This is a genomic window from Photobacterium rosenbergii, from assembly GCF_003026455.1.
Classification (GTDB): domain Bacteria; phylum Pseudomonadota; class Gammaproteobacteria; order Enterobacterales; family Vibrionaceae; genus Photobacterium; species Photobacterium rosenbergii.
The window spans coordinates 1-25,905 of the sequence record NZ_PYMB01000031.1 but is presented as its reverse complement, the minus strand read 5'-3'; the positions used below and the strand labels follow the sequence as shown (position 1 = coordinate 25,905).

The following is a 25,905-nucleotide window of genomic DNA, read 5'->3' as shown; positions in this document are numbered from 1 at the left end:
TCTGTTAAACGTAGTCATCTCATGCTGGTTGCTTAATATTGCCACCAGAAATTATTTCCGTCTATTGAAAATTAATATAAATAGAGATGATGATGAAAAATTACCTTCTATATACAGCAGGTGCGCTTACAGGTTTCTCGGCAATGACTTTTGCTAATGAGCCTTCTCGGTTGAGTGGTGAAATTATAGTGACTTCGGGGTATATGTCGACGAACTCGAACTTGAGTACTGATGGTAATGCTCGTTTAAATGACTTGAATAGCAAAGGTTCCCATACCGATGATTTTATTGCCGCTCCCCTCGGAAGCCTGACTTATCGATTGGGTGATGATAATAACCAGCGAGTTTACCTGGGTACCTCAAGGGATGACCTAGCGGTGGGTGACTTGGCTTTTGAGGTCGGCTACCAATACGATTTTGCCAATGGAACCCAACTGGATGCAGCCTTCTTGCCAACGGTCGTCTCGGGTGAGGTGTGGGCTAACCCATATCAAACAGGAAGTAATCGACAAAAAACAGATATTGAAGGCCATGCGTTTCGTGTGAAGCTTAATAATATTAATAACTCGGGTATGTCGCTCGATATGGCGTATGCCACCGCAGAGGTGGATGACGAGCAAGTGACAGAACAGGCGTTACGCCGTGACCATGATACTTACTATATCAAAGGCTCACACAAAACGATGCTCAGTAACCGCTCAGGCTTAGTCTCTTCCGTGTCGTATACCCACCGCGATGCCAAGGGTAAAGCGGAGACATTTGATCAATACAAAGCAGAGGTGACGTATTTTACGTCTGTCGATGCACACAGCTTAGCGCTAACGGGCGGTTATGCGTATCGAGATTACGAGGGTAACAACCCTATTTTCAACAAAGAACGCACGGACAACCGCTACAAAGTCTTTTTAGCCTATGAGTATGCTGATTTTGCCGGCTGGGAAAACTGGAGTTTGGTTTCATTGGCTGGGGCAAATTTCAACACCTCAAACATTGATTTCTATGAGAGTGAGGAATACCTGATGACAGTGGGTATGAGCTATCAATTTTGAACATTGAGGCTCTATTAAAAAGCAGGTAACTACTCAATAACGCTGGTTACCTGCTGAATGAGAAGTTATTGGGTCATATCTGGCTGCACCACGCTATCGAAGAAGGTTTGCATGGTTTGGTGCAGGTGCTGGTTGAGTGGGTAACCTCGTTTGGACTGAAGATAGCTGCCTGAAATGCTGAACTCCGTCAAATGCGCTGGCATTTTAGGTAATGGATAGCAGGCTAACTTATCGCTCAGGTTCATGAGGTAACTGCTACTGAACTTGATGGCATCGGAACTCTCAAGTTTTGTGATAGCAACAGGAATACTGTGCGTTCTGAGTGCAATTTTCGGCGTAAACCCTTTTTCTAAATAAAGTTCATCAAAGGCGTCACGCTTTACGTTAACAGCATCGGAAACGAGCTTTACTACCGGAAGATGAGCGATAGATTCTAGGTCGCTGGTTTGACTGAGGATAGAATGATCCTTCCTTGCAACCAAGCTGATTTTCAGGCTACTGAGATGATGGGCATAAAGGTCTTGAGGCAGAGGATAAGGTGAATAGTGGACCATATAATCGATTTTTCGATCGAGAATGTCTTGCAGTGAGCCTTCTTGCCAATAAATGAGCTCGAGGCTCGCATTGGGTAGCGCGTCATTGAGTGCCCGGTAAATACCTTGGCCAAACGTCTCGAGGAGACTTAACTCGAGGGCAATAACGACTTTGCCACTATATTCAAGCGGATTAAAGCTTTGGTAGGAGTCAAGCACATTGGCGAAGGGAGTCAGCATGTTCTCTGCGGCTTCTGCGAGTCGCTCGGCCAGTTCTGAGGGTTCGACACCATGGGCCTTGCGAATAAATAACTGGTCTCCGAATGTTTCACGTAGTTTTGCCAATCCTCGGCTGACACTGGTTTGAGAAATACCGAGTTTTTCTGCAGCAATCGATGTGTTGCGAGTTTCTACCACCACGCGAAGTAGCTTTAGGAGATTAAGGTCAAGATCCTCAAGATTGGTTTTCATCTGCGCTGTCTACTCCATGGCCATTTTCCAATATGAATCTGTTACTAACATAGCACAACCTGATTGATTTAAAAGATGAGTATTCAACGTGTTAGTGAATATTACCTAGAGCGGGGCATTCAATCTCGCTTATTAATTTAAGTTAGAAAACTGTTTTGGTAAGAAAAATATTTTGGTTAGAAAATTATTTAGGTTAGGAAATTATGCAGACTATTGTGATTGATGGTTTTGTTTCTTTTACGCTCGCAATTTGCCTGTTATTCATTGGTAAGTTTGCCACCATGCGCTTTGAGTTACTAAGAAAATACAGTATTCCTGAGCCAGTCATCGGTGGCTTTACTTGTGCCATTGCTGTTGCTGTTATTTATTACTTCTTTAATACCACGATTGAATTTGAACTCGAGGCAAGGGATGCCTTATTACTGTACTTCTTTGCCGGTATTGGACTAAGTGCCAATATCAAAACACTCTTATCTGGTGGTAAGCCGCTGTTGGTACTAACACTACTCGCTGTGATTTATATCGGCTTGCAGAATATTGTCGGTGTAAGTGTTGCCTCTATATTTGGTTTCGAGCCTTTATTGGGCTTAATGGCGGGCTCTATTTCCTTGATTGGTGGTGTTGGGACAACCATGGCATGGTCGCCATCCTTTGCGGAGATGGGGTTAGAAGGCGCTGCTGAGATTGGCATTGCCAGCAATACCCTCGGGCTTATCTCGGCGTGTCTAGTGGGCGGGCCTATCGCTAACTACCTGATTAAAAAGTACCGGTTAGAAGCTAACACTGACCATCAGTTGGATATTGGTGTTTGCCATAATGAAACCGTTAAGTTGGATCACTTTGGCTATCTTTATGCGTGGTTGATGCTCAATTTGAGTTTGATGCTCGGCTACTTTGTCGATATCGCGATGGCGTCGCTGGGCCTTCAGTTGCCTATGTTCGTAGCCTGTCTATTGGCGGGGATCATTATCGGTAATTTCCAATCGGTGGTGCTTAAGAAAAAGACCAGCCAGAATGCCCAGTTGGGACAAACACTGATTTCAGACATTTGCCTGGGAATGTTTTTGACTATGGCCCTGATGGGGCTTCAGTTATGGCAATTGCAGAGTTCACTCTTGTTCTTGAGCGTTGTGATAATCAGTCAGGTGATTCTATCTGTTGGGTTCACCCTATTGGTGGTATTCCGTGCGATGGGTAAGAATTACGAGGCCGCAGTGATCAGTTCGGGCTTTGGCGGGATCACTTTGGGTTCAACGGCCACGGCGATTGTGAACATGACCGCGGTAACCCAGCAGCATGGCGCTGCGCACAAGGCTTTCATCATTGTCCCGTTGGTGTGCGGATTCTTTATTGATATTGCCAATGCGCTGATTATTAATGGTTTTGTTAATAGTTTCTTCTGAGTGTTTCTTTATAAGAACCAACTTATAAGGGATGATTGGCCGTAGTTGAACTATACAAATAATATCTGCCAAAAAGTTGTCGTCTCAGGCAATTTGCTGAGCAAAAAGTTATTTAAGACAACAAATAGCAGTATTTCAGAACAGCATTGGTGACTATTTATGGCGAGCAACCTATGTGAATATCCACTTAACGATTGAAGGCCAAAGTAGATGCAGATGAAACGCCATTTATTGACTACTGCTTCCATTAGTTTGATTGCACTGGTTGTAATCGTACTTTTGGTGCTTCGGTTTATCATCTTAAAGAGTGTGGATGGCAAGAATAACAATGTACTTGAGTCTCCTCCCTATTCGGTGTCTGATGAAAATCGCCGATTCCACCTGCAAGCTTTCGTTGCTGATCTACATGCGGATCCGTTGCTTTGGGGCAGAGATCTTAGGAAAAAGAACAAGCTTGGGCATATTGATATACCTCGTCTAATTGAGGGAGGGATTGATCTTCAGGTGTTTGGGGTTGTGACTAAGGTACCTAAGGTTCGAAATTATTCCTCAACACGCAATGATTCAGATATCTTGCCTCTGCTGTTTATTAGTTCATGGCGTTCTCCTATCACTTGGTTTAGCCCGAAGCAGCGTGCCTTAGTTCAGGCTGCTGAGTTGAACCAACTGGCGAAACAGTCGGAGCTGACGTTAGTACTTAGGAAAAAAGACTTGTCTGTTGGTGGTGTAAAAGGTTTGCTTTCACTGGAAGGTATGCACGCGTTGCAGGGGGGAAGTGATGCTCTGAATGAGTTTTATCTAGCTGGATACAGGATGATGGGGTTAACTCACCATTTTGATAACCAATTTGCTGGCTCAGCGCATGGAATAGAAAAAGGCGGCCTCACTACATTGGGTCAGGATTTAATTCCACAACTGGAGTCTCTCGGAATTACCATCGATCTGGCTCATGCATCCCCGTTAGCCTTTAAAGAAACACTCGAATTGGCAACAAAACCTGTTGTTGTGTCTCATGGTGGCGTGCAAGGCACCTGTCCGGGAAAGCGTAATCTTACTGATGAACAAATTCATGCGGTTGCTCAAAACGGTGGTGTTATTGGGATCGGTTACTGGAAAAGTGCAGTTTGTGACACCAGCATAGAAGGGATAGTTAAAGCTATCCTGTATACCATCGAAGTGGCCGGGATTGATCACGTGGGGTTAGGTTCTGACTTTGATGGTAATGTTATCACCCCGTTTGATACAACCGGGGTACCCATGATTACAGCAGCACTTCTAGCTCAAGGTTTATCTCAGGAAGATACCCAAAAAGTGTTGGGCGGAAATGTCCTTAGGGTATTGAAACTAAACCTGCCTGATTAAAGTTAAATCCATTGTTCTACGGTAACTCAAAATACTCATTATGTGTCGTATAACATAACGCTTGAAAGTAAAAGTAGTTACTCACCTTCATGCGATGATGGAGAAGCCATTGTTGGATTTAAACATGTTAAAATAAACCATACCTCTTCATAACAGCAGAAGCCAGATGCCATCTCCCCCTAAGACATACTATGAGCAAGAGATTGATCGCTTATACAGCGAGATACCACTACGGCCAAAACAGAACGCCCTTATTAGGCAGTCCAAAGCGTTTATGGAGAAGCACCACTCGGAAAGGGTTGAGTTAAACGACTTAGCTGAAGCTGCTTTTATGTCTCGCTTCCACTATGTGCGAATCTTCAAGCAGATGTATGGGGTCACGCCGAGAAACTACCTGCGAGATATGCGTATTTCAAAAGCCAAGGCACTGTTAAGGAAAGGAAATCCCATAACCCAAACTTGCTATGACGTGGGCTATGAAAGCTTAACGACTTTCTCCTCAGTCTTTAAAAAGTGCACGGGGTATTCGCCAAGAGAGTTTCAAAAACGACAGACAAAAGTGGGATAAAAGCAATCTGGAATAAGTTTTTGGGCGATGGTTTGGCTATCTTTGAGGTATTCCAAATCAGCAAAGGCGAATATCAGTGATCAAAATCTGCCTCACTAGCGTTCCGGTTGAAGATCAAGACAAAGCATTGAACTTCTATACCAATATTTTAGGGTTTATTAAGAAAGCAGAAGTCCCCCTAGGCGAGCACAAGTGGTTAACCGTTGTCTCTCCACAAGAGCAATCTGGGGTAGAGTTATTGCTTGAGCCCATGGCCTTTGAGCCAGCCAGGCAATACCAAAGTTCCTTGAAAGAAGCAGGGATCCCTTGGACATCCTTCGCTGTCGACGACATCAACAAAGAATACGAACGGCTGACAGGGCTAGGCGTTCAATTCTCGATTTCTCCAAGAGAAGCGGGGCCAGTCATGATTGCGGTGTTAGACGATACCTGCGGAAACTATATCCAGTTGATGCAGGAGCTATAAAGCCAAGCAATTGTGAGTTAAAAATGCGAAAAAGGGGCGATGCAATCGCCCCTAATCTGTTTATATCGTAGTTACTTGTGGCCGATAATCACTGCCATCTCATCGCTCTTGGCGAAAGGCTTGCCGCACAAGTCACTGTAGGTGGACTTAACTTCCAACCCATGAGGTTCAAGCTCTGCTTTTAGCATGTCGAGCGTGAAGTGCTGCAGCCAGTTGTAAACCGTCCACTCTCTTTGCGCTTCACTAATGACATATTTGTCCAGTGTGACAAGGTCATCATCGTAAGTGAAGGAGGACTGGATACACCAGTAGTCTTCGGCACTCCAAAACCCACCCATTGCGTTTTTGGCAAGGGTCTGAGATTCGGTTTGTTTCTCAAACCTCGTCGCGGTATAGACATCCAAGGCAATCACCCCGTTTGGAGCCAGCATGGACTTGAACTTGCCGAGTAAGACCGCTCGCTGCGTTGGGCTTAGTGCACACAAGTCGCACATCACCATGGTGATCATGTCAAACCGGCGCGAATCACGGTAATCCAGGTAATTCCCCAGATGGTACTCGATTTCTAAGTTCGATAGTTTGGCTTGCTCCGTTGCGTAAGCGAGGGAGTTTTGCGAGAAATCGAGCCCTATGACGGTCCCTATTCCCTGTTTCTTCAGGCGCTGGGTATACAAGCCCGGACCACAGCCAAAATCGATGGTTTTGGATGATTGACCTAGGTCGAAGGTTGAAACCAACCAGTTTACCGACTCATCGATAAAATCAAACGAACGGGACGCCGCCTCGATCTCTGGGTTAAGGTGGTAGGCCAACATATGTTTGGCGATATGGCTATCTGCCCACAGGACATCGGCGGTGTATGCAGACCAAACAACTGGCTTGGCTGTTGTTTCATTGAGTTTGTTGTACATGTTTGTAATTCCGACAATAAATTTGTTTGTCGTCCTTACATATTCTTTAGGAGTTTCAATCAGCCTAAAATGACGTAAGGACGCTCGTTACATTGAGTTTGTTGAGAAATAATCATCGGAAACCTCCTTGCTGAAATTGATAAAAAACGTGCGGAATTTATCAGTAAATAAGGAGATTGGCAACGCATGTTACAGGTATTAAAAGTCCCATTGTATATAAAGACTATTGTAATCACTGCCTCCTTTGATCCTGCCAAAAGCTGAAGTCTGGGTGAAGATCCCCGAACGGTGATGCAGGCTATAGCCTAACCACATGTTCGACAGTGATTTGTTGTTGAGCATATCCCCAACATTGACATCAAAAGAGAAATCCAAGTAGTTCATCAGCTTGCTGGGTTTGTATCCTTTCTCGGCCAACCGCTCCCTTTCTATATGGCTGATTTGGGTGCTGTATGAGATCCCCTCTGCAAAGCCGAAGCGCCATGTTGTGGGCCAATTGAAGGTATAGTAAGCCTTTATAGCCATGACATATTCGCCAAAACTGCCCTGTACGTCGGATTTATGGTGTTGGACAAAACCCGGTGTGAGGTAGAAGTCCAATGGCCAGCCAAACACGGTGTCAGCAATCGGGTGACCATAAAATACCGAGGTCATGGTGTTGCGGTATGGGTCGGTTTTATTGTCGAGTATCAAAAGGTCTGACACGCCGGAGGTAGTGGCGACACCGCTGGCAACCCGCAGGTACGAGTTGGTCGGGAGTTGTGAGTGCGTCCTTTGCCCTGGGGTATTGAATAGCGCTAGGCCAAGGTAGGTTTCCCATTGTGCCCTAGAGTTGACGAGATCGCTGTTGTAGGTCTTGTTATCCAGTAAAGTGGCGCTAGTTTGGCCGACTGCATAAAGGTTTTCATAGAGCTGGTAGCGACCTCTGACACCGGCGCTATAGCTGAACCCGCTGCCAATGTCCTCGGTATTGAGACCATAGTAGGTATTATTGAATCTCGAGGTTTTACCCGTTACGGTAGCGTAAGGACTGATACGCCAAGAAGGGTGGTCAAAGGTATATTCGCCAGTGAAGTTGGAATAGACCCGACCATCTTTATCACTCAGTACCTCCGCGCTGAAATCAAGCTGCGGGGAGTAGTGCCAAGTGATATTACCGCCAAGATCAAACTGGGTGCCTTGTACATCATTCTGGTAGCGCTTGGGGATATCAAAAAAACGGATCCTGCCAAGTGCTCCGACAGAGACATTATCGCTTTGGTAAAACCGATATCCGCCGGAAGCGCCATCAAGGTAGAAGTTGTCGCCTTGGTAAAATAGCAACGGCATGACATCGTGAACCACATTGTCGCTGGTATCGAAGATAATGTTTGCGCTGCGCATGCCCATACCCACCCCCCAGTTTTCCTTGTCGGAGTACGGGACTGAAGGAGGATGAGAAGTGGCTATAGCCATTGAAGTAAATAACAATGGAAGTAAATAATAATATTTCATCGTTAACGCTCGCGCATATATGAATAGATAGGTAATCCGAGCGTTAATATGGATTAACACTCATTATTTATTTTTGGGGACATATCCATTGCCTTCGTAACCCCTAATTAAAGGTATTTTATATTGGGGGTTGCCTTACTTGGTATTTTATAGAGAGGGTTAATTAAGTGAATGACTATCAGATATTCACTTTTTAGCTGGATTCATTAAATTAAGGTTAGTGGTGCTAATCGGATAAATAAAAAAGCCTGAGCACTGCTCAGGCTTTATATTTCATCTTTTCTCGTTAGAAGTTTACTCTGCTGTCATTGGCTTAATCTTGAAGAACAGCGCATAGTTCAACGGAATAACAACCAAGGTCAGAACCGTCGCAAACAGCAGGCCAAACATTATAGTCACTGCCATGCTCTTGAAGAACGGGTCAATTAGCAATGGCGCAACACCAAGAATGGTGGTGGTCGCACCCAAGATCACCGGCCTAGCTCGGCTCATCGCTGCATCAATGATGGCATTGTAAGGCGCCTTACCCGCACGTACTTCATTGTCAGCCTGATCAACCAGTACAATCGCATTTTTCACCATCATACCGACCAAGCTCAGGAAGCCTAATGTGGCCATGAATTCAAACGGCGTCTGGAAGATGATCAAGCCAACGGCTACGCCAACGACCGCTAACGGGACTGTCAACCAGATGACCAGTGCCTGACGGATACCGTTAAACATGAATACCACTGCTAACACCATCGCCGCGAAACCGTAAGGTGCCGAAATCATCAGGCCTTCATCAGCTTCTTTAGCCTCTTTGTATTCTCCGTGCCATTCAAGCTGGTAGCCTACCGGTAATGGCATGTTTTCAATTTCTGCCTTGATTGACTCGAACGCAGTTGCTGTCAGCACACCTGGAGCAGGATCAGCCTGCGCCATAATAGTCGGAATGCGGTCCACACGTCTTAGCATGGCATCTTGCCATACTAGATCGTTTGATTCGATCAGTTGGCTTAAGTGGATGAAGCTACCAGCATTTGAACTAAAGACCTGCGTATTTTCAATCGCACGCTCATGGTTGCGCTCATCTTTTGGCGCACGTACAACAATGGGTACCAAGTCGTTGCCTTCGCGGTAGACACCGACCTGCCTGCCCGATAAGGTCTGTTCAATTGCGCTGTTCAGCTCCTGAGTCGTTAAACCGAACTGCTGCGTTTTTTCTGCTGAAAACACTGGGCTCAACACTGGCACTTGCTGTCGCCAGTCATCTTGTACAGCAATTAGGTTTGGGTTGTCGTTCATCAAGGTTTTTGCCTGCTCAGCCAACTGGCGAAGCACTTCACTATCAGGGCCTTTGAATGCCGCTTCAATTTTCTTGCCGCCACCTGGGCCCAACATGAACTTCCACACATTGATCGAGGCATCTTGGTAGCGTTCCCCAAGTTCAACCTGTAGGTCGGCTACAAGTGCTTCGATAATGTTGTGGTCATCGACATCAACCAACAGTTGGCCATAACTCGGGTTCTCAGGCTCGGCTGAGTAGGTCAGCATAAAGCGTAGGCCGCCAGAGCCGATAAAGCTGATGGTGTTTGTGACGCCATCTTTGGCCCTTACATCTTTTTCAATGTTTAGCAGGATGCTTTCGGTGCGCGAGATATCTGAGCCTTGCGGCAGGAAGACATCAATCGCAAACTGTGCCCGCTGTGACTCTGGCATAAAACCAGGAGGGACATAGCCGAATGCTTTTACACCCATAACGAAAACCGCAATCACCACCATGATGCTGGTTTTCTGGTTGTTGAGTACTTTAACCAGTACCTGATGGTAAAGCTTACTGACTCGTCCCGGCTTGGCATTGCTCTTCTTTGCATTGACCTTGATAAAGTCATGGCACAGTAACGGGGTAACGGTAATGGCCAACACCCAACTCAAGAACATCGAGTAGAGGATCACCCAGAACAGTGAACCTGCGTACTCTCCCATGTTTGAAGGCGACAAGCCAATAGCACTGAAGGCACAGATCCCCACGATGGTACCACCGAGTAGCGGCCACTTGGTTTCCTCAACGATTTCGGCTGAAATCTCCTCGCGATTCGCATTTGGGTTTTTCTGCAAGCGAGTCAGAATGCCGTCGGTCACTACGATGGCATTATCAACCAACATACCCAAGGCGATGATCAAAGCGCCCAGCGAAATGCGCTGCATAGCGATGTCATCAATCAGCATGACGATCAGTGTGCCAGCCACTGTCAGTACCAAAACAAAGCCGATGATAATACCGGTGCGCACACCCATAAAGAGCAGTAAGACAACAAAGACAATGACAACTGCAGCAATCAGGTTATTGATGAAATCGGCGACAGATGCTTTTACCGATTCAGACTGAATCGACACATCATGCAGTTCAATGCCCACAGGTCGTTGGCTTTCCAGTTCGGCAATACGAGCAGTAACTGCATCACCCATTTCGACCACATTACCGCCAGCAACATTTGAGATCCCAAGGCCAATGGCTCGCATACCGTTGTAACGCATCAGCACGGATGTTGGCTCTTGGTAGCCACGGGTAACCGTTGCAATATCACCAAGGCGCATAATGGTGTTGTTTTCACCGATACCGATCTGTAGGTTTTTCAGATCATCAAAGGTACGCACGCTTGAGGTCGGCACAACAGCAACGCGCATAGATTCAGTTTCCAGCGTACCTGCCACTGTGACCATATTTTGCTTTTGCAGCACCTGATAGACCTGCTCAGCAGAGAGGCCAAACTGCTCTAGGCGCGCACTGGCGATTTCGACAAAAATCGCTTCCTGCTTTTCTGCCATAGTGGTGGTTTTCGATACCCCTGGCACCAGTACCAGCTCTCGCCTTAGCTCATCAACATAGTCCTGCAATTGCTTGTCGGAGTAGCCTTCACCGGTTACCGCATAGAACTGGGCAAAAACATCAGCAAAATCATCGTTGACGATAGATGGTCCGGCTCCCGGTGGCAGTGAACGCTGGGCATCATTGATTTTCCTGCGCAGCTTATCCCAAACTTGCTGCAACTCGGCATCGGTTTTAGAGAAGCTGCGTTTGATTTCAACAGTGACTTCGGACATACCTTGCTTGGAGACCGATGTCACTTCATCCAATTCCTGTAATGACTGTACTGCTCCCTCTATAACATCAGTGACTTCATCTGCGACTTCTTGTGCAGTGGCACCTGCGTACGGCGTCACGATGACGGCTTGCCTGATCACAAACTCAGGGTCTTCAAAGCGGCCAAGCTTGAGGTAGCTGAGGTAGCCCCCGATCAAGGTCAGGGCAATCAAGACCCAAACACTGGTGCGTTTCGCTAATGTGTAGCGAGCGATATTCATTATTTAGCCTCCATCAGAGTGGGTCTTACCGTCATGTTTTCAGATAGATTTGCTGTGCCTGCCACTACAATTTGCTCACCAACTTGTAAGTTGGCAGTGACTTCTACTCGGCTTCCTTTCAGCGTACCTGTTGTAATGAAGCGCTTTTCTAGTTGGTTATCACTGTTTACTACCCATAAATATTGTTGGCCTTGGTTATCAGGGATCACGGCTGATAGTGGGACCGAAATAGAAGACGATAGTGTTTGATTGCTTTCACCCGGGATAACTCGAACCGTCATGCCAGGCAGAACCGTCGTGTCTTTTAGATCAACAAAACCCATTGTTACCTCGTAGGTTTGGGTAACAGGATCTGGCTTGGTTGAGTAGGTTTTTAAAGCCAGTTCAAACTGCTTGCCCGATAATGCTGGCACTTGTGCCATTACGTTGGTTTGCTGCTGATCGCCGTTAAGCATCAGCCTTTCTGGGACATCGATGACCACCTCCATATTGGATAGGTTATGGAGAGACAAAACCGCTTCATTTGCCTGTACCAACACATGGGTGTTGCGGTGCTTACGGCTGATCATGCCGTCGAACGGTGCAAGCAGACGCGTTTCTTCCAACCTACGCTCAGCTTCATCTAGACGGTGGTTTGCTAAACGGAAACGGACCTCGATTTCTTCAAGTTGGCTTTTCGAGATAGCTTGGCTAGATTCAAAAATTGATTTGGCACGCTGGTATTCGGTTTGGGTGTTGCGCATTTCAACACGAGCTGAGTTTAGGTTGGTTTCAGCGTCTTTGGGATCCAATTTAGCCAGTAGATCGCCTTTTTTAACCTCATCGCCTTCTTTAACCAATATCTCGACCAAGCGGCCTGATGAACGAAAAGAAAGGTCAGCTCGTTGCGCAGATTGAACCGTGCCGCTTAAGCTCAATTCTGAAGTATTGGAAAAGGTGACAATTTCTGTCATTGCCGGGCGGACAACAGTTGCCTTTATTTCAGATTCTGGCTCTGCGTTACAACCTGTTAAAATTACGACGGATAGCGTTAGGCTAATCGCGACTTTCAATAGTTTGTAATTGGGCAAGGTTGGAAGTGTTAACTTCATTGCTGCTGTCTCCGGAATTAACTTTATTTATATAGAGGTTGTTTTCTTTTAGCCGCTGCGTGTGAAATACGACTGTTTTGATGGGGCTTATGGTAAATAGCACCTTGTGATAAAACTATGTTTAAGAGATATTCATTTTTGAAGGGTTGTATGCTATTGATTAAATTAGGCTTTGTATGGCAGCCTTGGTATGCCAAGATTTACCATTGTGGTATGGGCGAGTAGTTACTATAGATTGATCAGTAAGTTGAGAAGGTAAGAGCTTAAATCGATTTTGTAGAGGGTTATGATGAGCAAGGCCCAGAAAAGAAATTCAAAGATGAAAGTTAGCTTAGCCATGCTGAATACTCCCTTATTTCAAGACTTAACATCAGAGCGGCATTATCTAGCAGAGATGTTTAACTAATATTGCGGGTTGTTTTTGTTTCAATGAATGTATATTGGTCATTTTAGAGAAGAGTATATTTGAAATAATAAGCAACAACTATGGATATGAGTTATTCATATTTGATGATGTTTTGAGGTTTGGGTATTACTCAGAGAAGTAATGGCTGCGCAGCAAAAAATAAATGCCCGCAGCCAAAAAGCGAACTAGAGATTGTTAATCCTCATTAATATCCTGAATATCAATCACCAACTTCTCCCAGTTGCGCTGGTTTTCAATATCAAACTGGGCGCCTTGTTCATCGGCCCAGGTGAAGCGCTTAATAGCAGCGGTTTTGCTGGTGGCTTGATACAACCAGTAGGCTTCGGCTTTAAGTGCATCATCTATCGGCCTGTCGATAGACTCATAGACGGTTTGTTTACAGGCATTGATAGATTCAGCCGGGAACTTGGCGATACGCTTGGCGAGGTTTTCAACATATTCGCCGATTTCATCAGGCTCGAGGGCTTTGTTGATAGTGCCGTAGGCTTCAGCTTCATCGGCATCGAAGTCACGGGCACTGAGGATAATTTCCAGAGCCCGGCCTAATCCCGCCTGTCGCGCCATACGTGAGGCACCGCCACCGCAAGGCAAGATACCCATAGCCACTTCCATTTGCATAAATTTGTATTTACCGCGAGCGGCAAAGCGCATATCGCAGGCCAGTGCAAACTCATGGCCGCCACCTCGGGCAAAACCTTCAAGCTTGGCGATAGTTGCTTGAGGCAGTTTGCTTATGCGCTCCAACACGGATTGCAAATCGAGGAGTTTGGCGTCGTTACGGGCGACAGCATCTTTCGACATATCACGTAGAAGGTTGGTATCGTAGTGGCAAACCCAGATTTCAGGATGGGCGGATTGGAACACAACGACTTTGACTTCTCGGTCACGTTCTAGCCGCAATGCCAGGCTGTTAAGGTCAGCGAGCATTTCCTGCCCCTGAACATTAACAGGCGGAAAATCTATGGTTACCCAAGCGATACCTTCCTCGACGTTGACGGTAAACGTCGTGAAATTCTTATATTCCATCGTGTTACTCCTCATCTCAGCATCCAATGTTGCAGTAAGTGTTTGAATCGAATGAATATCAGAATCGTGCAGCCAAGTGTGTTGAAAGAAGTTTCCTGCACAAATTAAAAATTAGGAGAGGAATGACTCTCAGTAAATTAGAGATAATGGAAAAGAGAATATTGGTTTTCTATATAATCAACCGCAACAACACAGGCTAATGCAGGCAAACGCCGTGTTGTATCAATAAATATTGGTTGCTGTTAACGTACACTGACTTTTTCTTTGGCCCATAGCCCATAGCCCATAGCCGTAATTATTGATGAGCCAGAACGATATCCTGCAAAAAATAGCCACCTTCACGTCGATTGAACAGGCGTTGGAGTACTTTGAAATTGACTTCGACAGTAAGTTTATCAATGAGTACCGCACCCAATTGGTCAAGCGATTCAACGGCTACTTATTGATTTCAAAGCCGGATGATTGGTTCTCTGCCCGCCGGGCATTGAAAAACGCCTACTGTAAGGTGCAAAGGGGGCGGCTGGATCCGCATACCCGGTCTGCTTGTCGAGGCTGTACCTCTTGCCAGCGGCGGTAACCTTAGGCGCTCAAGGTGTGAAAAAGCCGAATCAGCAGGGGAATACTGATCCGGCTCTGGGTGATTAATACCCTGTTGCCAGATTTAGATTGGCACGACAAGGATATCAACAGGGGATTTATTAATTAGGTGTTTGGAGTAGGAGATGATTTTACTCCAGAAGTCATGGTGGTGACCGCAGATGATGAGCTCTACACCATTCTCTTGGATAATATCTTGTAGCTTACTACTCAAGTCACCGGTACCGATCAGGAAGTGCTTGATTGGATAATCGGTATTGGTATCAAAGGCCCTGAGTTGTTCCATTTTAGGCTCACCCAGAGGTGTTTCGCCTGGGGATTTTTTGATATCAATCAGCTCTGGGTAGATTTCCCCATGAGTACCGTCAATGTGGACAAAAGAGACCTCTGCATTGAGCAGTTTGGCTAGAAAAACAGCTCTATCAATTAGCACATTGGTTTCTTCGGATAGTTCCAGTGCCACTAGGATATGTTTGTATTTCATCACGACGCCCTCCTGCTGAATAGAAATACCCAATTCACTTCAAGGTCATTGGCTATAAACCCAGCATAGTTCGAGACAGAAAAAAATATTGTCGAAGATGTCTCAGAATAGCTAAAAGGCATATAATTTATTGATATGTAATACAATAATGCTGCCTTGTGATGTGCGATAAGTGTTCTGTATAAATGACTAATTTGACAGACTTTCCTACCTTTCCCAAATAGGCGGATCACCTATTTTTTCCAGTATGTAGTCAATAAAGACCCGTACTTTTGCTGGTAACACATTCGATTTTGGATAAACCAACCAAATAGCTGATTGGTCTGTTACTTCATAATTGGGCAGGACATGGACTAATGTACCGTCTTTCAGCTCATTGTGGACGCTCCAATAGGCATTCATGGAAATGCCTACGCCTGCCATGGTTGCTACCCGCATGGTGGAACCATCGTCGCAAATGACCCGGCTCTTGGCTTGCTTGGGAGGGAATGAACACGAGGAGTGTTCGAGTTCTGTGGTCGACAACTCTGTGGCCGTTAGTTCCCTTGCACTGTCACGCATAAACACTAATAACTGATGCTTGGTGAGATCATCGGGAGTTTGAGGTGTGCCGAATTGGGCAAGATACTCCGGTGAGGCGCACAGTATCCGTCTATCATCAGCCAGTTTTCTGGCCTTGAGGTTACTGTCTTCGATGGCATAGTTACGCAAAGCGAGATCGAACCCTCCTTCAATTAGATTGACTTTAGTATCCGACATTTTTAACTCAAGGTTGATACCAGGATAGCGGGCAAGAAACTCAGGCAAAATCGGGGCGATATACAGTTGGCTAAATGTGCTGGTGGCAGCAAAGCGCAATGTACCTGATATCTCCTTGGTACTGTTGCTCAGTATGGCTCGGGCTGCATCTTCTTGTGCAATGATTTCCCTGGCAAAAGGCAGGAACTTAGCCCCTTCAGCCGAGAGAGCTACTTTGCGAGTAGAGCGGTGTAAAAGATCGGCTCCGATTTGGTGTTCGAGTTTTGCCAACTTTGCCGAAGCGACGGCTGGAGCGAGGCCGAGTTGCCTTCCCGCTGCACTGATATTGAGTATGTCGGCAGCAAGGACAAACAACCGAATACCTTCAATATCCATACACCCTCGCAAAGTAAAAAGTCACAAATAGCCTCAATAGAAAAGTACCTGATGATAGGCACTTTTCTGTTGAGTTTAGGCGGTTCTGTTGGAGTAGATGTTATCAGTTCTAATATCCACTCAACCCAAGCTAAGGCTTATTGCTCTGCGAGCCAACTGGTGGGTGACACGCCTGTCACTTTGCGAAAAGCACGGGCAAAGCCTGAGCGGTTACTGTATCCCACCGCTTCGGCGACATAAGCTAGGTTTTTCCCTTTTTTGAGTAAGCTCTGTGCCAACTCCACTCGCCATCGCATTTGGTAGTCACCTGGTGTAGTACCGACAATAGATTTGAAAGACGCCATAAAAACGGTGCGCGACATGGCAGCTTCACTGGCAAGTTGTGTCATTGAGTATGTCTTTTCAGGCTCGTTATGGATTAACTCGAGTACTTTTGCCAATTTGGGGTGGGATAAGCCAGCAAGCATGCCCTCATCAAGCGTCTTTTGTTCGATACTTTGGCGGATGAGCAGGATCAGCAATATTTCACACAACCTGTCGATAATCAGTTTTTTACCCGCGCTTTGGGAAAATGCCTCAGAGAAAAGCTGTTCAACAATCGCGGATAGGGGGCTGGCTTGATCCAGTGAGACTGCCATCAATGAGGGGAGGGCTGTAGTAAATAGGTTATCCGTCCCTGCGCCGTAATCTACCGTGGCACACACGAGCTCAGTGCTGATTGCTTCACCGGGGAGAGTTGCAGGAAGTTTGCTTGCAGGGAGACCATATGGATGGAGCGAATGTGCCGATGGCCGAGGGATGAAGACTAGGATCGGTTTGTCGAACTGGTGATGCGTGTTGTGGGCGTCGATTATCGTTAGCCCCCCGCGTTTTAGTAGGTGGAGGTGGCCCGTAGAGATGGCTGGGTCATCAAAGCGTGAAATACCGCAAAGCGTACCCGTGTAGAAAACCCCTGCTTTTACCGAGAAGTGCTGCATCAGTTGGGAGAGGTGATCCATGGTATTTCCTTATTTACGCGCTGGGTTAAAACTATAATCCGTACTATTGGTATTAAGTATAGGACTAATGTACCCCTGTAGGTCGGTAGTTCCCGCTAGATTTACCTTACGTCCTCAAATCATGCGGAGAGTTACCATGACAACATATACCTCAACACTACGAAGCCTTTCAGCCGTTGCATTGCTGAGTTTTTCGATGACAGCGTTGGCAGCCGATATCGATATCAATGCTGATGAGAATGATCTGGCAATTAAAGGCTATGATCCCGTGGCTTATTTCACCGAGCAGCAGGCCAAGCTCGGAAAGAGTGATTACAGTGCGACTTACAAAGGGGCGACCTATCATTTCGCGAGTAAAGATAACCAGGAGCGCTTCGAAGCCAATCCTACGGAATACGCCCCTCAATACGGTGGCTACTGTGCTTTCGGTGTGGCTATGAACAAGAAGTTTGATACCGATCCTGAAGCCTGGAAAGTGGTAGATGGCAAGTTGTATCTCAATTTGGATAAATCGGTTCAAAAGCGCTGGCTAGAAGATACTGCAGGTTATATTGCCAGTGCAGATAGTAACTGGACCAATATCAAGCTGGTTGAAGCTGATAAGTTATAGCGAACTTATAACCTGTGATTTTTATTAATTATTACCTCTGTCACAGCATCAGTAGCAAGAGTTTAGGTAAGCTAGGTATTGTCTATAATCAAGTAGAGTTATAGGCAATACTTACCCTTGTTTATTTGTGAAGGAAAGCAAATATGACCTGCCAATCTGCTGTGGTGACGCCTGACATCACCTTGATGATGTCGGCATGGTTTAACCAAGACTTCCGCCTCTCTAACGACTTCCCTGTGTAGTCTCTTTGCTCGGCATACCGGGCCATTTAATCCATGTAAACCGATGACATCAGTGTGGCTTCCACACCGTTGAGTTATTTGTATTTCGCCGCTGACAGCCGAATGTTGGTGGTAATTTGGAGTAAAGAGATGAAAAGGATCCCTGAACCATTCCGTATCAAGATGGTAGAACGTATTCGAATGACGGATGAAGAAGACCGTCGTCAGGCTTTAATCGAAGCGGGTTATAACCCCTTTATGTTGCGCAGCGAAGATGTCTATATTGACCTGTTAACTGACTCGGGCACTGGGGCGATGAGTGACAACCAGTGGGCTGGGCTAATGATGGGGGACGAGTCTTACGCCGGAAGCCGCAACTATTACAACCTCTGTCAGGCGGTTAAGCATTTCTTCCGTTACGAACTTACCGTGCCAGCCCACCAGGGGAGGGGTGCCGAGCAAATACTATTCCCTTGCCTGATTGAAAGAATGCGCAGCATAAGGGGGGGATCAGAGGCGATTTTCTTGTCCAACTTCCACTTCGATACGACGGCAGGCCATATTGAAATGAGCGGTGGGAAAGCCATTAACTTGCTGGCTGAAAGTGCCTTCCATACCTCTACGTACGATGATTGGAAAGGTAACTTTGACCTTGAAAAGCTGGAAGCTGCGATTGAAAAATACGGTTCGACAAACATTGCCGCCATCATCACTACGGTGACTTGCAATAGTTCGGGAGGTCAGCCTGTTGCAATGGAAAACATGCGGGCGGTGTATGAGTTGGCGCAGAAGAATGATATTCCGGTGGTGATTGATTCCGCCCGCTACTGTGAAAATGCATATTTCATCAAACAGCGCGAAGCAGGCTATGCGGATAAATCTATTCTCGAGATCATCCGCGAGATGTATCAGTACGGCGATATCCTGACGATGTCTGCGAAAAAAGATCCCATGGTTAATATTGGGGGGCTTTGCTGTATCAAAGATCATGAGGACTTGTTCCAAGCAGTTAGAACCCGCTGTGTGCCGATGGAAGGCTTTGTTACCTACGGTGGTATGGCTGGGCGGGATATGGAAGCCTTGGCGCGAGGTCTCTATGAGGCGGCAGATGAAGACTTCCTCCATTACCGTATTAGCCAAGTGAAATACTTGGGCGATAGGTTGCGTGAGGGGGGAGTGCCTATCCAATACCCAACCGGTGGGCATGCAGTGTTTGTCGATGCCAAGAAAATGCTACCTCATATTCCCCCTCATCAATTCCCGGCTCATGCTTTGTGTAATGAGCTTTATTTAGAGTCTGGTGTTCGAGCTGTGGAAATCGGCTCGCTGCTAATGGGACGTGATCCGCAAACGGGTAAACAGAAAGAGACTGCATTGGAGCTGATGAGGCTGACGATCCCACGCCGGGTTTATACCAATGATCACATGGATTATGTCGCTGATGCGCTTATTGCCGTTTACCAGCGGGCAAGTGAAATTCGTGGGTTGGAATTCGAGTATGAGCCGCCGGTACTGCGCCACTTTACCGCAAGGCTCAAGCCTGTATCCGACTAAATAAACAACTAAAAAAGCATCAATTAGGTGTGATAACCACCGTGAGTCATTGGCTTACGGTGGTTTTGACGTATCTCTAACCTAGCGATGACGTTGCGCCCACAATCCGCGCACTACAATAGCTACCAAGTTAAGTGAGAATGCTAACTAAGGAAATCAAGATGAAAAAGACCTTACTTGCACTGGTTGTGGCTGGCTTCGTACTGGCGGGATGTGATCAAAAAGCCACACCGGAATCCCCATCTCAAACAGAGACTGAAGCTGCAGTGGTTGTTGAAAACCCAACCGAAACTGGTGGCGCTTCAACCACAGAGACACCGGTGACTTTGCCAGAGGTTGAACAATCGGGAGCGGTCCCTACACAACTGCCAGAAATCACACAGCCTATTGCTGACTCGGCCCACAGCGCCCGCAATGCGCTTGATTGGAATGGAACGTACACCGGTATCCTGCCTTGTGCTGACTGTGAAGGTATCAAGACTGAGCTGGTGGTCAAAAAAGATGGCACCTTTAACCTGACCGAGGTGTATCTGGGCAAGGAAGACGGCACCTTTGAATATGAAGGTTCCTTCAACTGGAACAACGCAGGTAACACTATCGCCCTACCGGGTGCTGGCGCTGATGTTGTTCAATACTTCGTTGGTGAGAACCAGTTGTTCCGCCTCGACAAAGAAGGCAACCGCGTAGAGGGTGATCTGGCGAGCCACTACGTATTGCGTAAGCAGTAATTGATAGAAAAACAGCCACCGAAAGGTGGCTGTTTTGTACGTATTGAAAGCCTAGTCGACAAGCTCTACATCTGTTTTTGGCACACAGCAACAGGCCAGCACCTTACCTGATTCCTTCTCGCCCGGAAGCAGGGCTGGTACATCAGGTTGATCCACCTCACCAGACTCCAACGTCATTTTGCACGCCCCGCAGAATCCGGCCCGGCAACTGTTGGAGACATTGAGCCCAGCAGCTTCAGCTTGTTCAAGCAACGTCTTTTGGTTATCGCCACTGAATAAGTTACCGTTGATGCTGATAGTAACCTCTTTGGTCTTATTGACCTCGCGAGTCAGTGGTCCAAACGCCTCTTGGTGGTACTGCGCTGCATCAAGACCGGCATTCAACAACAATGTTTTGGCATCATCCATGAAGCGGTTTGGCCCGCAGACAAAGACCTGACGTTCGCCCAATGCTTCAAGCTTTTCAAGATGCGATGCTTCAAGACGGCCAGATAAGCCTTTCCATTTTTTGTCAGGTCGGCTAAGGGCAATCATTACTTTAAGTTGAGGGAATTGCTTCTCTAACGTCTTCAATTCCTCAAGATAAGGAATATCAGCTTGGGTACGGCATTGGTGATAGAAAATGATATCCCGCACCAGATCATGGTCGGCAAGGTAGCGCAACATCGAAATCATTGGCGTGACACCACTTCCGGCAGAAAGCAACAATAGCTTGTCGGTGTGGTGGCCTAAATGGAAGCTACCATCTGGCTGTTGGGCCACTAAGGTGTCACCAACTTGGAAATGGTCATGTAGCCAATTGGAAATCCGACCGTCGTCAACCCGCTTTACCGAGATCCCAAATCGGCCGGGACGAGAAGGACTAGAGGATAGGGTATAGCGACGGGCAACATATTCACCGTTGATTTCTACCTGAATAGGAAGGTGTTGTCCCGGTTGGTAAGTTGGCAATGCTTGCTGTTTTGCGGGTTCTAACCAAAACGTAGAGAAGTCTCGGGCAATCTCTTCACGCTCGACACAAGTCAAGGTAAGGGACTGAGTGCCGCTATCAGGGTAAATCTCTTTGGGTTTGGTTTCGAGCACTTCGACTTTATCTCCGGCTCTGATCAGGCCTTCATTAAGGGCAACGAGATTCTGGCCGAAGTACACCTCGCCACTGCCGTCTGAACGGAAAGAAGACAGCGTATTGAGTGGCTCTTTCAACTGGCTGAACTCGCCTGTGTTAGGATCAACCGTCGTCAGAATACAGCGGGAGCAAGGCTTCACGGATTCAAACTCTACTTCTCCAATTCGAATCCGTTTCCAGCCATCTTCCGCAAAGGGTTCGGTGCCTGATACCACGAGGTTGGTGCGGAACTGATCCATAGTGTGGCGTTGTGAGCTTCTTTCATTGAGTGCATCCAATGACGCCTCACTGATGATGAGCATTGGGTAGCCGTCGGCAAAGCTGACATTTTGGCTGATCTTGGCTCTCAGGCGTTGAGATTGCTCGCCAGTAAACAGAAGATGTACGGGTTCTCCGATAATTTGGCTGAACCACTTATTCGCTTCTTCGGTGGTGAGGTAAGCATTGAAAGTGTCGCTCCATACGGTCGCTTCTGACTCCGTCATCGCAAAGTCGCTGTATTGAAGTTTCAATGATGACTGCTCAGGATAGTTAAGCACCAAGCCATGGGGTAATAGTGCTGCCGACACTTTGACCAACTGGGGGTGTTTCCGTGCCGTGATCATGCTGCCATCAGGTCTTGCGACCATGAAGCGTCGGTCAAAACTCAAGCCTTGTTGCTCAACCCAGGCATGCGATTGGCTAATACCTGCAATTGACTTAACGGGAAATACGTTGATTTGGCTCAACGTCGGATTTTTGGCTGGTTTGCTCACTATTTTCATCCTTGTATCGTTATTAGTTCTATGGATGCCTTCATTCTACCAAATAGTTTTTTGTCACGGTGCAAAATTCGTTAACGGTCATTCCTATAATATCTGAGTGATAATGTTGAAAAGATCGGCTTACCTCAAAATACTGCTTTGTAAATTTATACTTTTTTACAATATTGATGACTAAGATTATGAACTTTATGAATATTTGTAAGAAATAGACATGTTTGGTCGTTCATAATATCTGGAAAATAATAATCTAACCAAAGAGGGAGCTATGAACCTACTTCGGCATTATGGGGTAAGAGCCAAATTATTGGCATTAATTGCCATTGCAGCCATATTAATGCTTTTTAATACTGTTTTTCAGGCTAATGAAAGCTTTCAGAGCGATATTGCAGACCGCAAAGCGTCAATGCAGGAACAAGTGAAAGCCGCTATTTCCTTAGTGCAATATTATTCGGATAAATACCCATTAGATCAGGAATTAGCACAACAGGAAGCCAAGTCGGCGTTGTCCGCGATGCGTTTTGATGGCGATAACTATTTTTGGGTAATTGCGACCGATAATTCTCTCGTGATGCACCCGCTTCGTCGACAGCAAGAGGGGCAATCGATGCAAGCCGTAACGGATGCATCGGGTAAACAGCATTGGCTGGAAATGACGACTATTGCTCGTCGCTCTGGTGCTGGCTTTTTGGATTATGCTTGGATAGCACCGAGCGGTGAGGTTTCTGAAAAAATTTCCTATGTCGAGAACTTTGCCAAGTGGGGTTGGGTTGTTGGCACGGGCGTGCACCTGCTGGATATCGAAGAGCGTTTCTTTGACGGGATTGTTTTCCAGTTAGGGGTAAGTGTGGTGTTCATTGCACTTTTGATTGGGTTAGGCTTTTGGATAAGTACTGACATCAGTCAGCCGATCCAGCTATTGACAGAACGGGTTCGCAAACTGGAGCAGGGGGATCTCACTCAAAATTTCTCCATGGATCGCCAGGATGAAATCGGTCAGATTGCCGATGCCTTGCATCAGGCTTCGTCCTCTATGCGTACTACATTGCAAGCCGCTAGCCACAATGCCCAGCAATCAGTGAGTATGGCTGGCACGATTGCCGCTGCAAGTGAGCAGTGTGCTCAATCAATTACAGAGCAGAATCAGCAACTTGCCCAGTTGGCGACTGCAATGGAAGAGATGAGCGCCACGATCAGTGATGTTGCACAGAATGCTGAAACAGTATCGAGCTCTACCGCGGAAATTAATTCCCAAGTTGAAGCGAGCAACCAGCGTATGCTGCAGGCAATGTCAGCGATTCACAATGTTTCCGAGGGTATCGCAAATTCCGATCTGCGTGTGGGCGAACTGAAGCACGGTGTGGAAGAGATTGGCAATGTCACCCAAGTTATCCAAGGCGTCTCAGAGCAAACAAACCTGCTGGCGCTCAATGCGGCGATTGAAGCGGCTAGAGCCGGTGAGCAGGGGCGTGGTTTCGCTGTTGTAGCTGATGAGGTGCGCAACCTTGCCAGCCGAACCCAGCAGTCAACCATCGAGATCCAGGAAACCATTGATAAGCTGACCGAAAGTACACTTAATACCGTGCAATCCATGGCGGAAAGCACCGAGCAAACACAATACAGTGTTCAGCATACCGAGCAAGTTCAAAATGAACTTAATCGCATTGCCGGCTTGGTGACAAGCGCTAATGACATGATCATGCAGGTTGCTACCGCTGCAGAGCAACAAGGCACGGTAACTGAAGAGGTGAACAATACGGTTAACCTGATCCATACCGCGACCGATGATATCAACAAGGCTGCCCAGCACTTGGCTTCTGAAAGCCAGTCATTAAGTGAAGCTGCTGCGACACTGGGGGATCAGCTTAAGCAGTTTAAAGTGTAAATTTCTCAGGTTCGAAATGGCTTCAAACATAAAACCACAAGCTTAGCTTGTGGTTTTTTTTGAACGGCAGGTCGGAGTTACTTGGTTAAGGCTTGATTTAACCACTGATCAAACTGGCCTTTTGGTAAGGCACCATTGATGGTATCGACCATCTGGCCATTTTTGAATACCATCACTGTTGGGATACTGCGGATACGGTATTGGCCTGCTAATGCCTGCTGGGCTTCAGTATCAATTTTGACAAAGCGAACTTCGCCATTTCTTTCTTTGGCAACATCTTCGAAAATAGGTGCGAAACCAATACAAGGGTTACACCACGGGGCCCAGAAGTCGACGACAACAGGCTTATCACTTTGGATAAGAGAGAGGAAATTGTCAGCAGTACCTTCAATTGGCATACCGTCTAGCAAGCGATCTTTACAGGCACCGCAGGTTGCGATCTCGTTCACTCGCTCCGTAGGAATACGGTTCATCGCTTTGCAGTGAGGACAGCGGGTAGTCATTGTTGTCATGATTTGGGTTCCAGTAAGTATTATTTCTTACTAATTTAACGACTACCCAAGTAATAGCAAAGCCGGATTAACAGATTCTATTGATAGAAATAATCTATCGATTAGGTTTACCTCTAATTTGATGGTCGATTATCGTTATCGGTTATTAATCAATGGGTATATCCCCTAGTGGATTAGCCCAAGTTCTTTTGCTTCCTCGATAGTTAGGCCGCTGGCACGAATATCTCGAAGCATCTCAATGCGACGGCGCGCTTCTGCCTGTTGGCGTTTGTTTTGGGAGATGTGTGAAGCCGTTTCGTCTTTGAAATCCCACTTTGAAGACACATCAGAAATTTCATTGTGATCGATAGAATTGATAGACACATTAACCTCCTAAAGAACCCCTGCGTCGAAATCAACTTATCTTTATCAAACGATTTTGCTGACGTTAAGACGTTAAAATCGACTTTGTGACACATCCCAAAATTGTGCAAAAACTATGAAAACTTGCTTTTCTCCACACCCAAACAGGGGTAATGTTGAAGGTTCCACCCTAGTGAAAAATCACGTTGTCAGATCACTTTTTCACAGACCTAATATTCCCTCTTTGACACAGCAATTTTATGCCTATTGGCAGAGTGATAATTAATCACTCAAGTGGTTGTTTATTATTAGCTTTGTCGATAGATTGCATGAATCGTTGATAACTTGGTCAATTGGTTTTACCAAGGGTTTACAGCGGTCGGAATATCCCATAATATTCACCGCACTTACGGAGAGATGGCTGAGTGGTTGAAAGCACCGGTCTTGAAAACCGGCATACGTTAATAGCGTATCTAGGGTTCAAATCCCTATCTCTCCGCCACATTCGAAGGGCTCGCATTTTTGCGAGCCCTTTTCGCGTTTTGGCCTTCGGAAAACGCGAGGTTCTGGGAAAAGAGGGAACGAGGGCCTTATATGGACTCCCTTGGGAAATCAACAAAGAAACAAAACTAAAACAAGGTATAGATGCGCACTTATATACGGGCTTTTTTGGGGAACTACCCCGCCCTAAAATGTAGTCGCACCAGTAAGCTAACTCTAGGAAGCGGTATCTAAGCACCTTAGGCCCTCTCTAGCTTTTACTGGTCGGTCTTACCTGTTTTACATCGCTCTTTGCTGATTATG

22 protein-coding genes and 1 tRNA gene are annotated in these 25,905 nt (G+C 46.4%); 11 read left to right on the top strand and 12 right to left on the bottom strand.

Annotated elements, in window-relative coordinates; translation table 11 throughout:
• Positions 1-92: 92 nt before the first annotated feature.
• On the top strand, positions 93-1,049 hold the full coding sequence (locus tag C9J01_RS26695) for a DUF2860 domain-containing protein (protein ID WP_107301123.1): 957 nt from the start codon (positions 93-95) through the stop codon (positions 1,047-1,049).
• Positions 1,050-1,114: 65 nt separating this feature from the next.
• Here the strand turns inward: C9J01_RS26695 and C9J01_RS26690 are convergent, their stop codons facing one another.
• Entirely contained in the window at positions 1,115-2,053 is a 939-nt protein-coding gene (locus C9J01_RS26690; RefSeq protein ID WP_107301122.1) for a LysR family transcriptional regulator, read from the bottom strand.
• Between the two features lie 203 nt (positions 2,054-2,256).
• On the opposite strand from C9J01_RS26690, the gene gltS reads away from it, so the two are divergent.
• The 4 genes from gltS (at position 2,257) to C9J01_RS26670 (ending at position 5,852) form a co-directional block, all read left to right on the top strand.
• Positions 2,257-3,456 (top strand): sodium/glutamate symporter, encoded by a 1,200-nt coding sequence (gene gltS / locus C9J01_RS26685; RefSeq protein WP_107301121.1) that lies wholly within the window; start codon positions 2,257-2,259, stop codon positions 3,454-3,456.
• Positions 3,457-3,666: 210 nt separating this feature from the next.
• Positions 3,667-4,818, top strand: a complete 1,152-nt coding sequence (locus C9J01_RS26680; protein WP_107301120.1) for a dipeptidase — start codon at positions 3,667-3,669, stop codon at positions 4,816-4,818.
• Between the two features lie 166 nt (positions 4,819-4,984).
• Positions 4,985-5,386, top strand: a complete 402-nt coding sequence (locus tag C9J01_RS29970; protein ID WP_107301119.1) for a helix-turn-helix transcriptional regulator — start codon at positions 4,985-4,987, stop codon at positions 5,384-5,386.
• 76 nt (positions 5,387-5,462) lie between these two features.
• Positions 5,463-5,852, top strand: a complete 390-nt coding sequence (locus tag C9J01_RS26670) for a VOC family protein (protein WP_107301118.1) — start codon at positions 5,463-5,465, stop codon at positions 5,850-5,852.
• Positions 5,853-5,923: 71 nt separating this feature from the next.
• Here C9J01_RS26670 and C9J01_RS26665 read toward each other — a convergent pair whose 3' ends face one another.
• From C9J01_RS26665 to C9J01_RS26645, 5 genes are all read right to left on the bottom strand, one after another.
• Positions 5,924-6,763 (bottom strand): class I SAM-dependent methyltransferase, encoded by an 840-nt coding sequence (locus C9J01_RS26665; RefSeq protein WP_107301117.1) that lies wholly within the window; start codon positions 6,761-6,763, stop codon positions 5,924-5,926.
• A gap of 198 nt (positions 6,764-6,961) precedes the next feature.
• Positions 6,962-8,257: a MipA/OmpV family protein gene (locus C9J01_RS26660; RefSeq protein WP_107301116.1), complete on the bottom strand. Its 1,296-nt coding sequence runs from the start codon at positions 8,255-8,257 to the stop codon at positions 6,962-6,964.
• 294 nt (positions 8,258-8,551) lie between these two features.
• A complete protein-coding gene (locus tag C9J01_RS26655; RefSeq protein ID WP_107301115.1) occupies positions 8,552-11,605 on the bottom strand; it encodes an efflux RND transporter permease subunit in 3,054 nt (1,017 codons plus the stop codon).
• Positions 11,605-12,696, bottom strand: coding sequence for an efflux RND transporter periplasmic adaptor subunit (locus tag C9J01_RS26650; RefSeq protein WP_107301114.1), 1,092 nt, complete (start codon positions 12,694-12,696; stop codon positions 11,605-11,607). Before C9J01_RS26650 ends, C9J01_RS26655 begins: the two co-directional genes overlap by 1 nt.
• Positions 12,697-13,297: 601 nt before the next feature.
• Entirely contained in the window at positions 13,298-14,149 is an 852-nt protein-coding gene (locus tag C9J01_RS26645; protein ID WP_107301113.1) for an enoyl-CoA hydratase/isomerase family protein, read from the bottom strand.
• A gap of 301 nt (positions 14,150-14,450) precedes the next feature.
• Between C9J01_RS26645 and C9J01_RS26640 the strand changes: the two genes are divergently transcribed.
• Entirely contained in the window at positions 14,451-14,726 is a 276-nt protein-coding gene (locus tag C9J01_RS26640) for a nitrogenase-stabilizing/protective protein NifW (RefSeq protein WP_107301112.1), read from the top strand.
• An 84-nt stretch (positions 14,727-14,810) separates the two neighbouring features.
• Here C9J01_RS26640 and C9J01_RS26635 read toward each other — a convergent pair whose 3' ends face one another.
• The 3 genes from C9J01_RS26635 to C9J01_RS26625 all read right to left on the bottom strand — a co-directional run bounded on the left by C9J01_RS26635 (position 14,811) and on the right by C9J01_RS26625 (position 17,362).
• The gene (locus C9J01_RS26635; protein WP_107301111.1) at positions 14,811-15,230 is read right to left on the bottom strand and encodes a universal stress protein; all 420 of its coding nucleotides are present in this window, start codon (positions 15,228-15,230) and stop codon (positions 14,811-14,813) included.
• Positions 15,231-15,437: 207 nt separating this feature from the next.
• Positions 15,438-16,364 carry a LysR family transcriptional regulator gene (locus tag C9J01_RS26630; protein WP_107301110.1) on the bottom strand — a complete coding sequence of 309 codons (927 nt, stop codon included), beginning with the start codon at positions 16,362-16,364 and terminating at the stop codon, positions 15,438-15,440.
• 137 nt (positions 16,365-16,501) lie between these two features.
• Positions 16,502-17,362 (bottom strand): helix-turn-helix transcriptional regulator, encoded by an 861-nt coding sequence (locus C9J01_RS26625; RefSeq protein WP_107301109.1) that lies wholly within the window; start codon positions 17,360-17,362, stop codon positions 16,502-16,504.
• Between the two features lie 136 nt (positions 17,363-17,498).
• Here C9J01_RS26625 and C9J01_RS26620 point away from each other — a divergent pair, with 136 nt between their 5' ends.
• The 3 genes from C9J01_RS26620 (at position 17,499) to C9J01_RS26610 (ending at position 20,475) form a co-directional block, all read left to right on the top strand.
• Positions 17,499-17,972: a YHS domain-containing (seleno)protein gene (locus C9J01_RS26620; protein WP_107301108.1), complete on the top strand. Its 474-nt coding sequence runs from the start codon at positions 17,499-17,501 to the stop codon at positions 17,970-17,972.
• 371 nt (positions 17,973-18,343) lie between these two features.
• Complete coding sequence (locus C9J01_RS26615) at positions 18,344-19,747, top strand: tryptophanase (RefSeq protein ID WP_107301107.1); 1,404 nt, start codon at positions 18,344-18,346, stop codon at positions 19,745-19,747.
• A 161-nt stretch (positions 19,748-19,908) separates the two neighbouring features.
• Positions 19,909-20,475 carry a copper resistance protein NlpE gene (locus C9J01_RS26610; RefSeq protein WP_107301106.1) on the top strand — a complete coding sequence of 189 codons (567 nt, stop codon included), beginning with the start codon at positions 19,909-19,911 and terminating at the stop codon, positions 20,473-20,475.
• A gap of 51 nt (positions 20,476-20,526) precedes the next feature.
• Here C9J01_RS26610 and C9J01_RS26605 read toward each other — a convergent pair whose 3' ends face one another.
• Positions 20,527-22,356 (bottom strand): hybrid-cluster NAD(P)-dependent oxidoreductase, encoded by a 1,830-nt coding sequence (locus tag C9J01_RS26605; RefSeq protein WP_107301105.1) that lies wholly within the window; start codon positions 22,354-22,356, stop codon positions 20,527-20,529.
• A gap of 274 nt (positions 22,357-22,630) precedes the next feature.
• On the opposite strand from C9J01_RS26605, the gene C9J01_RS26600 reads away from it, so the two are divergent.
• Positions 22,631-24,247 carry a methyl-accepting chemotaxis protein gene (locus C9J01_RS26600; RefSeq protein WP_107301104.1) on the top strand — a complete coding sequence of 539 codons (1,617 nt, stop codon included), beginning with the start codon at positions 22,631-22,633 and terminating at the stop codon, positions 24,245-24,247.
• Between the two features lie 77 nt (positions 24,248-24,324).
• On the opposite strand, the gene trxC is transcribed toward C9J01_RS26600, so the two are convergent.
• Together trxC and C9J01_RS26590 are read right to left on the bottom strand one after the other, a co-directional pair.
• Positions 24,325-24,759, bottom strand: coding sequence for a thioredoxin TrxC (gene trxC, locus C9J01_RS26595; protein ID WP_107301103.1), 435 nt, complete (start codon positions 24,757-24,759; stop codon positions 24,325-24,327).
• 165 nt (positions 24,760-24,924) lie between these two features.
• Positions 24,925-25,122 carry a hypothetical protein gene (locus tag C9J01_RS26590; protein WP_107301102.1) on the bottom strand — a complete coding sequence of 66 codons (198 nt, stop codon included), beginning with the start codon at positions 25,120-25,122 and terminating at the stop codon, positions 24,925-24,927.
• Positions 25,123-25,512: 390 nt separating this feature from the next.
• Between C9J01_RS26590 and C9J01_RS26585 the strand changes: the two genes are divergently transcribed.
• Positions 25,513-25,603 (top strand) — tRNA-Ser (locus tag C9J01_RS26585).
• Positions 25,604-25,905: the final 302 nt, after the last annotated feature.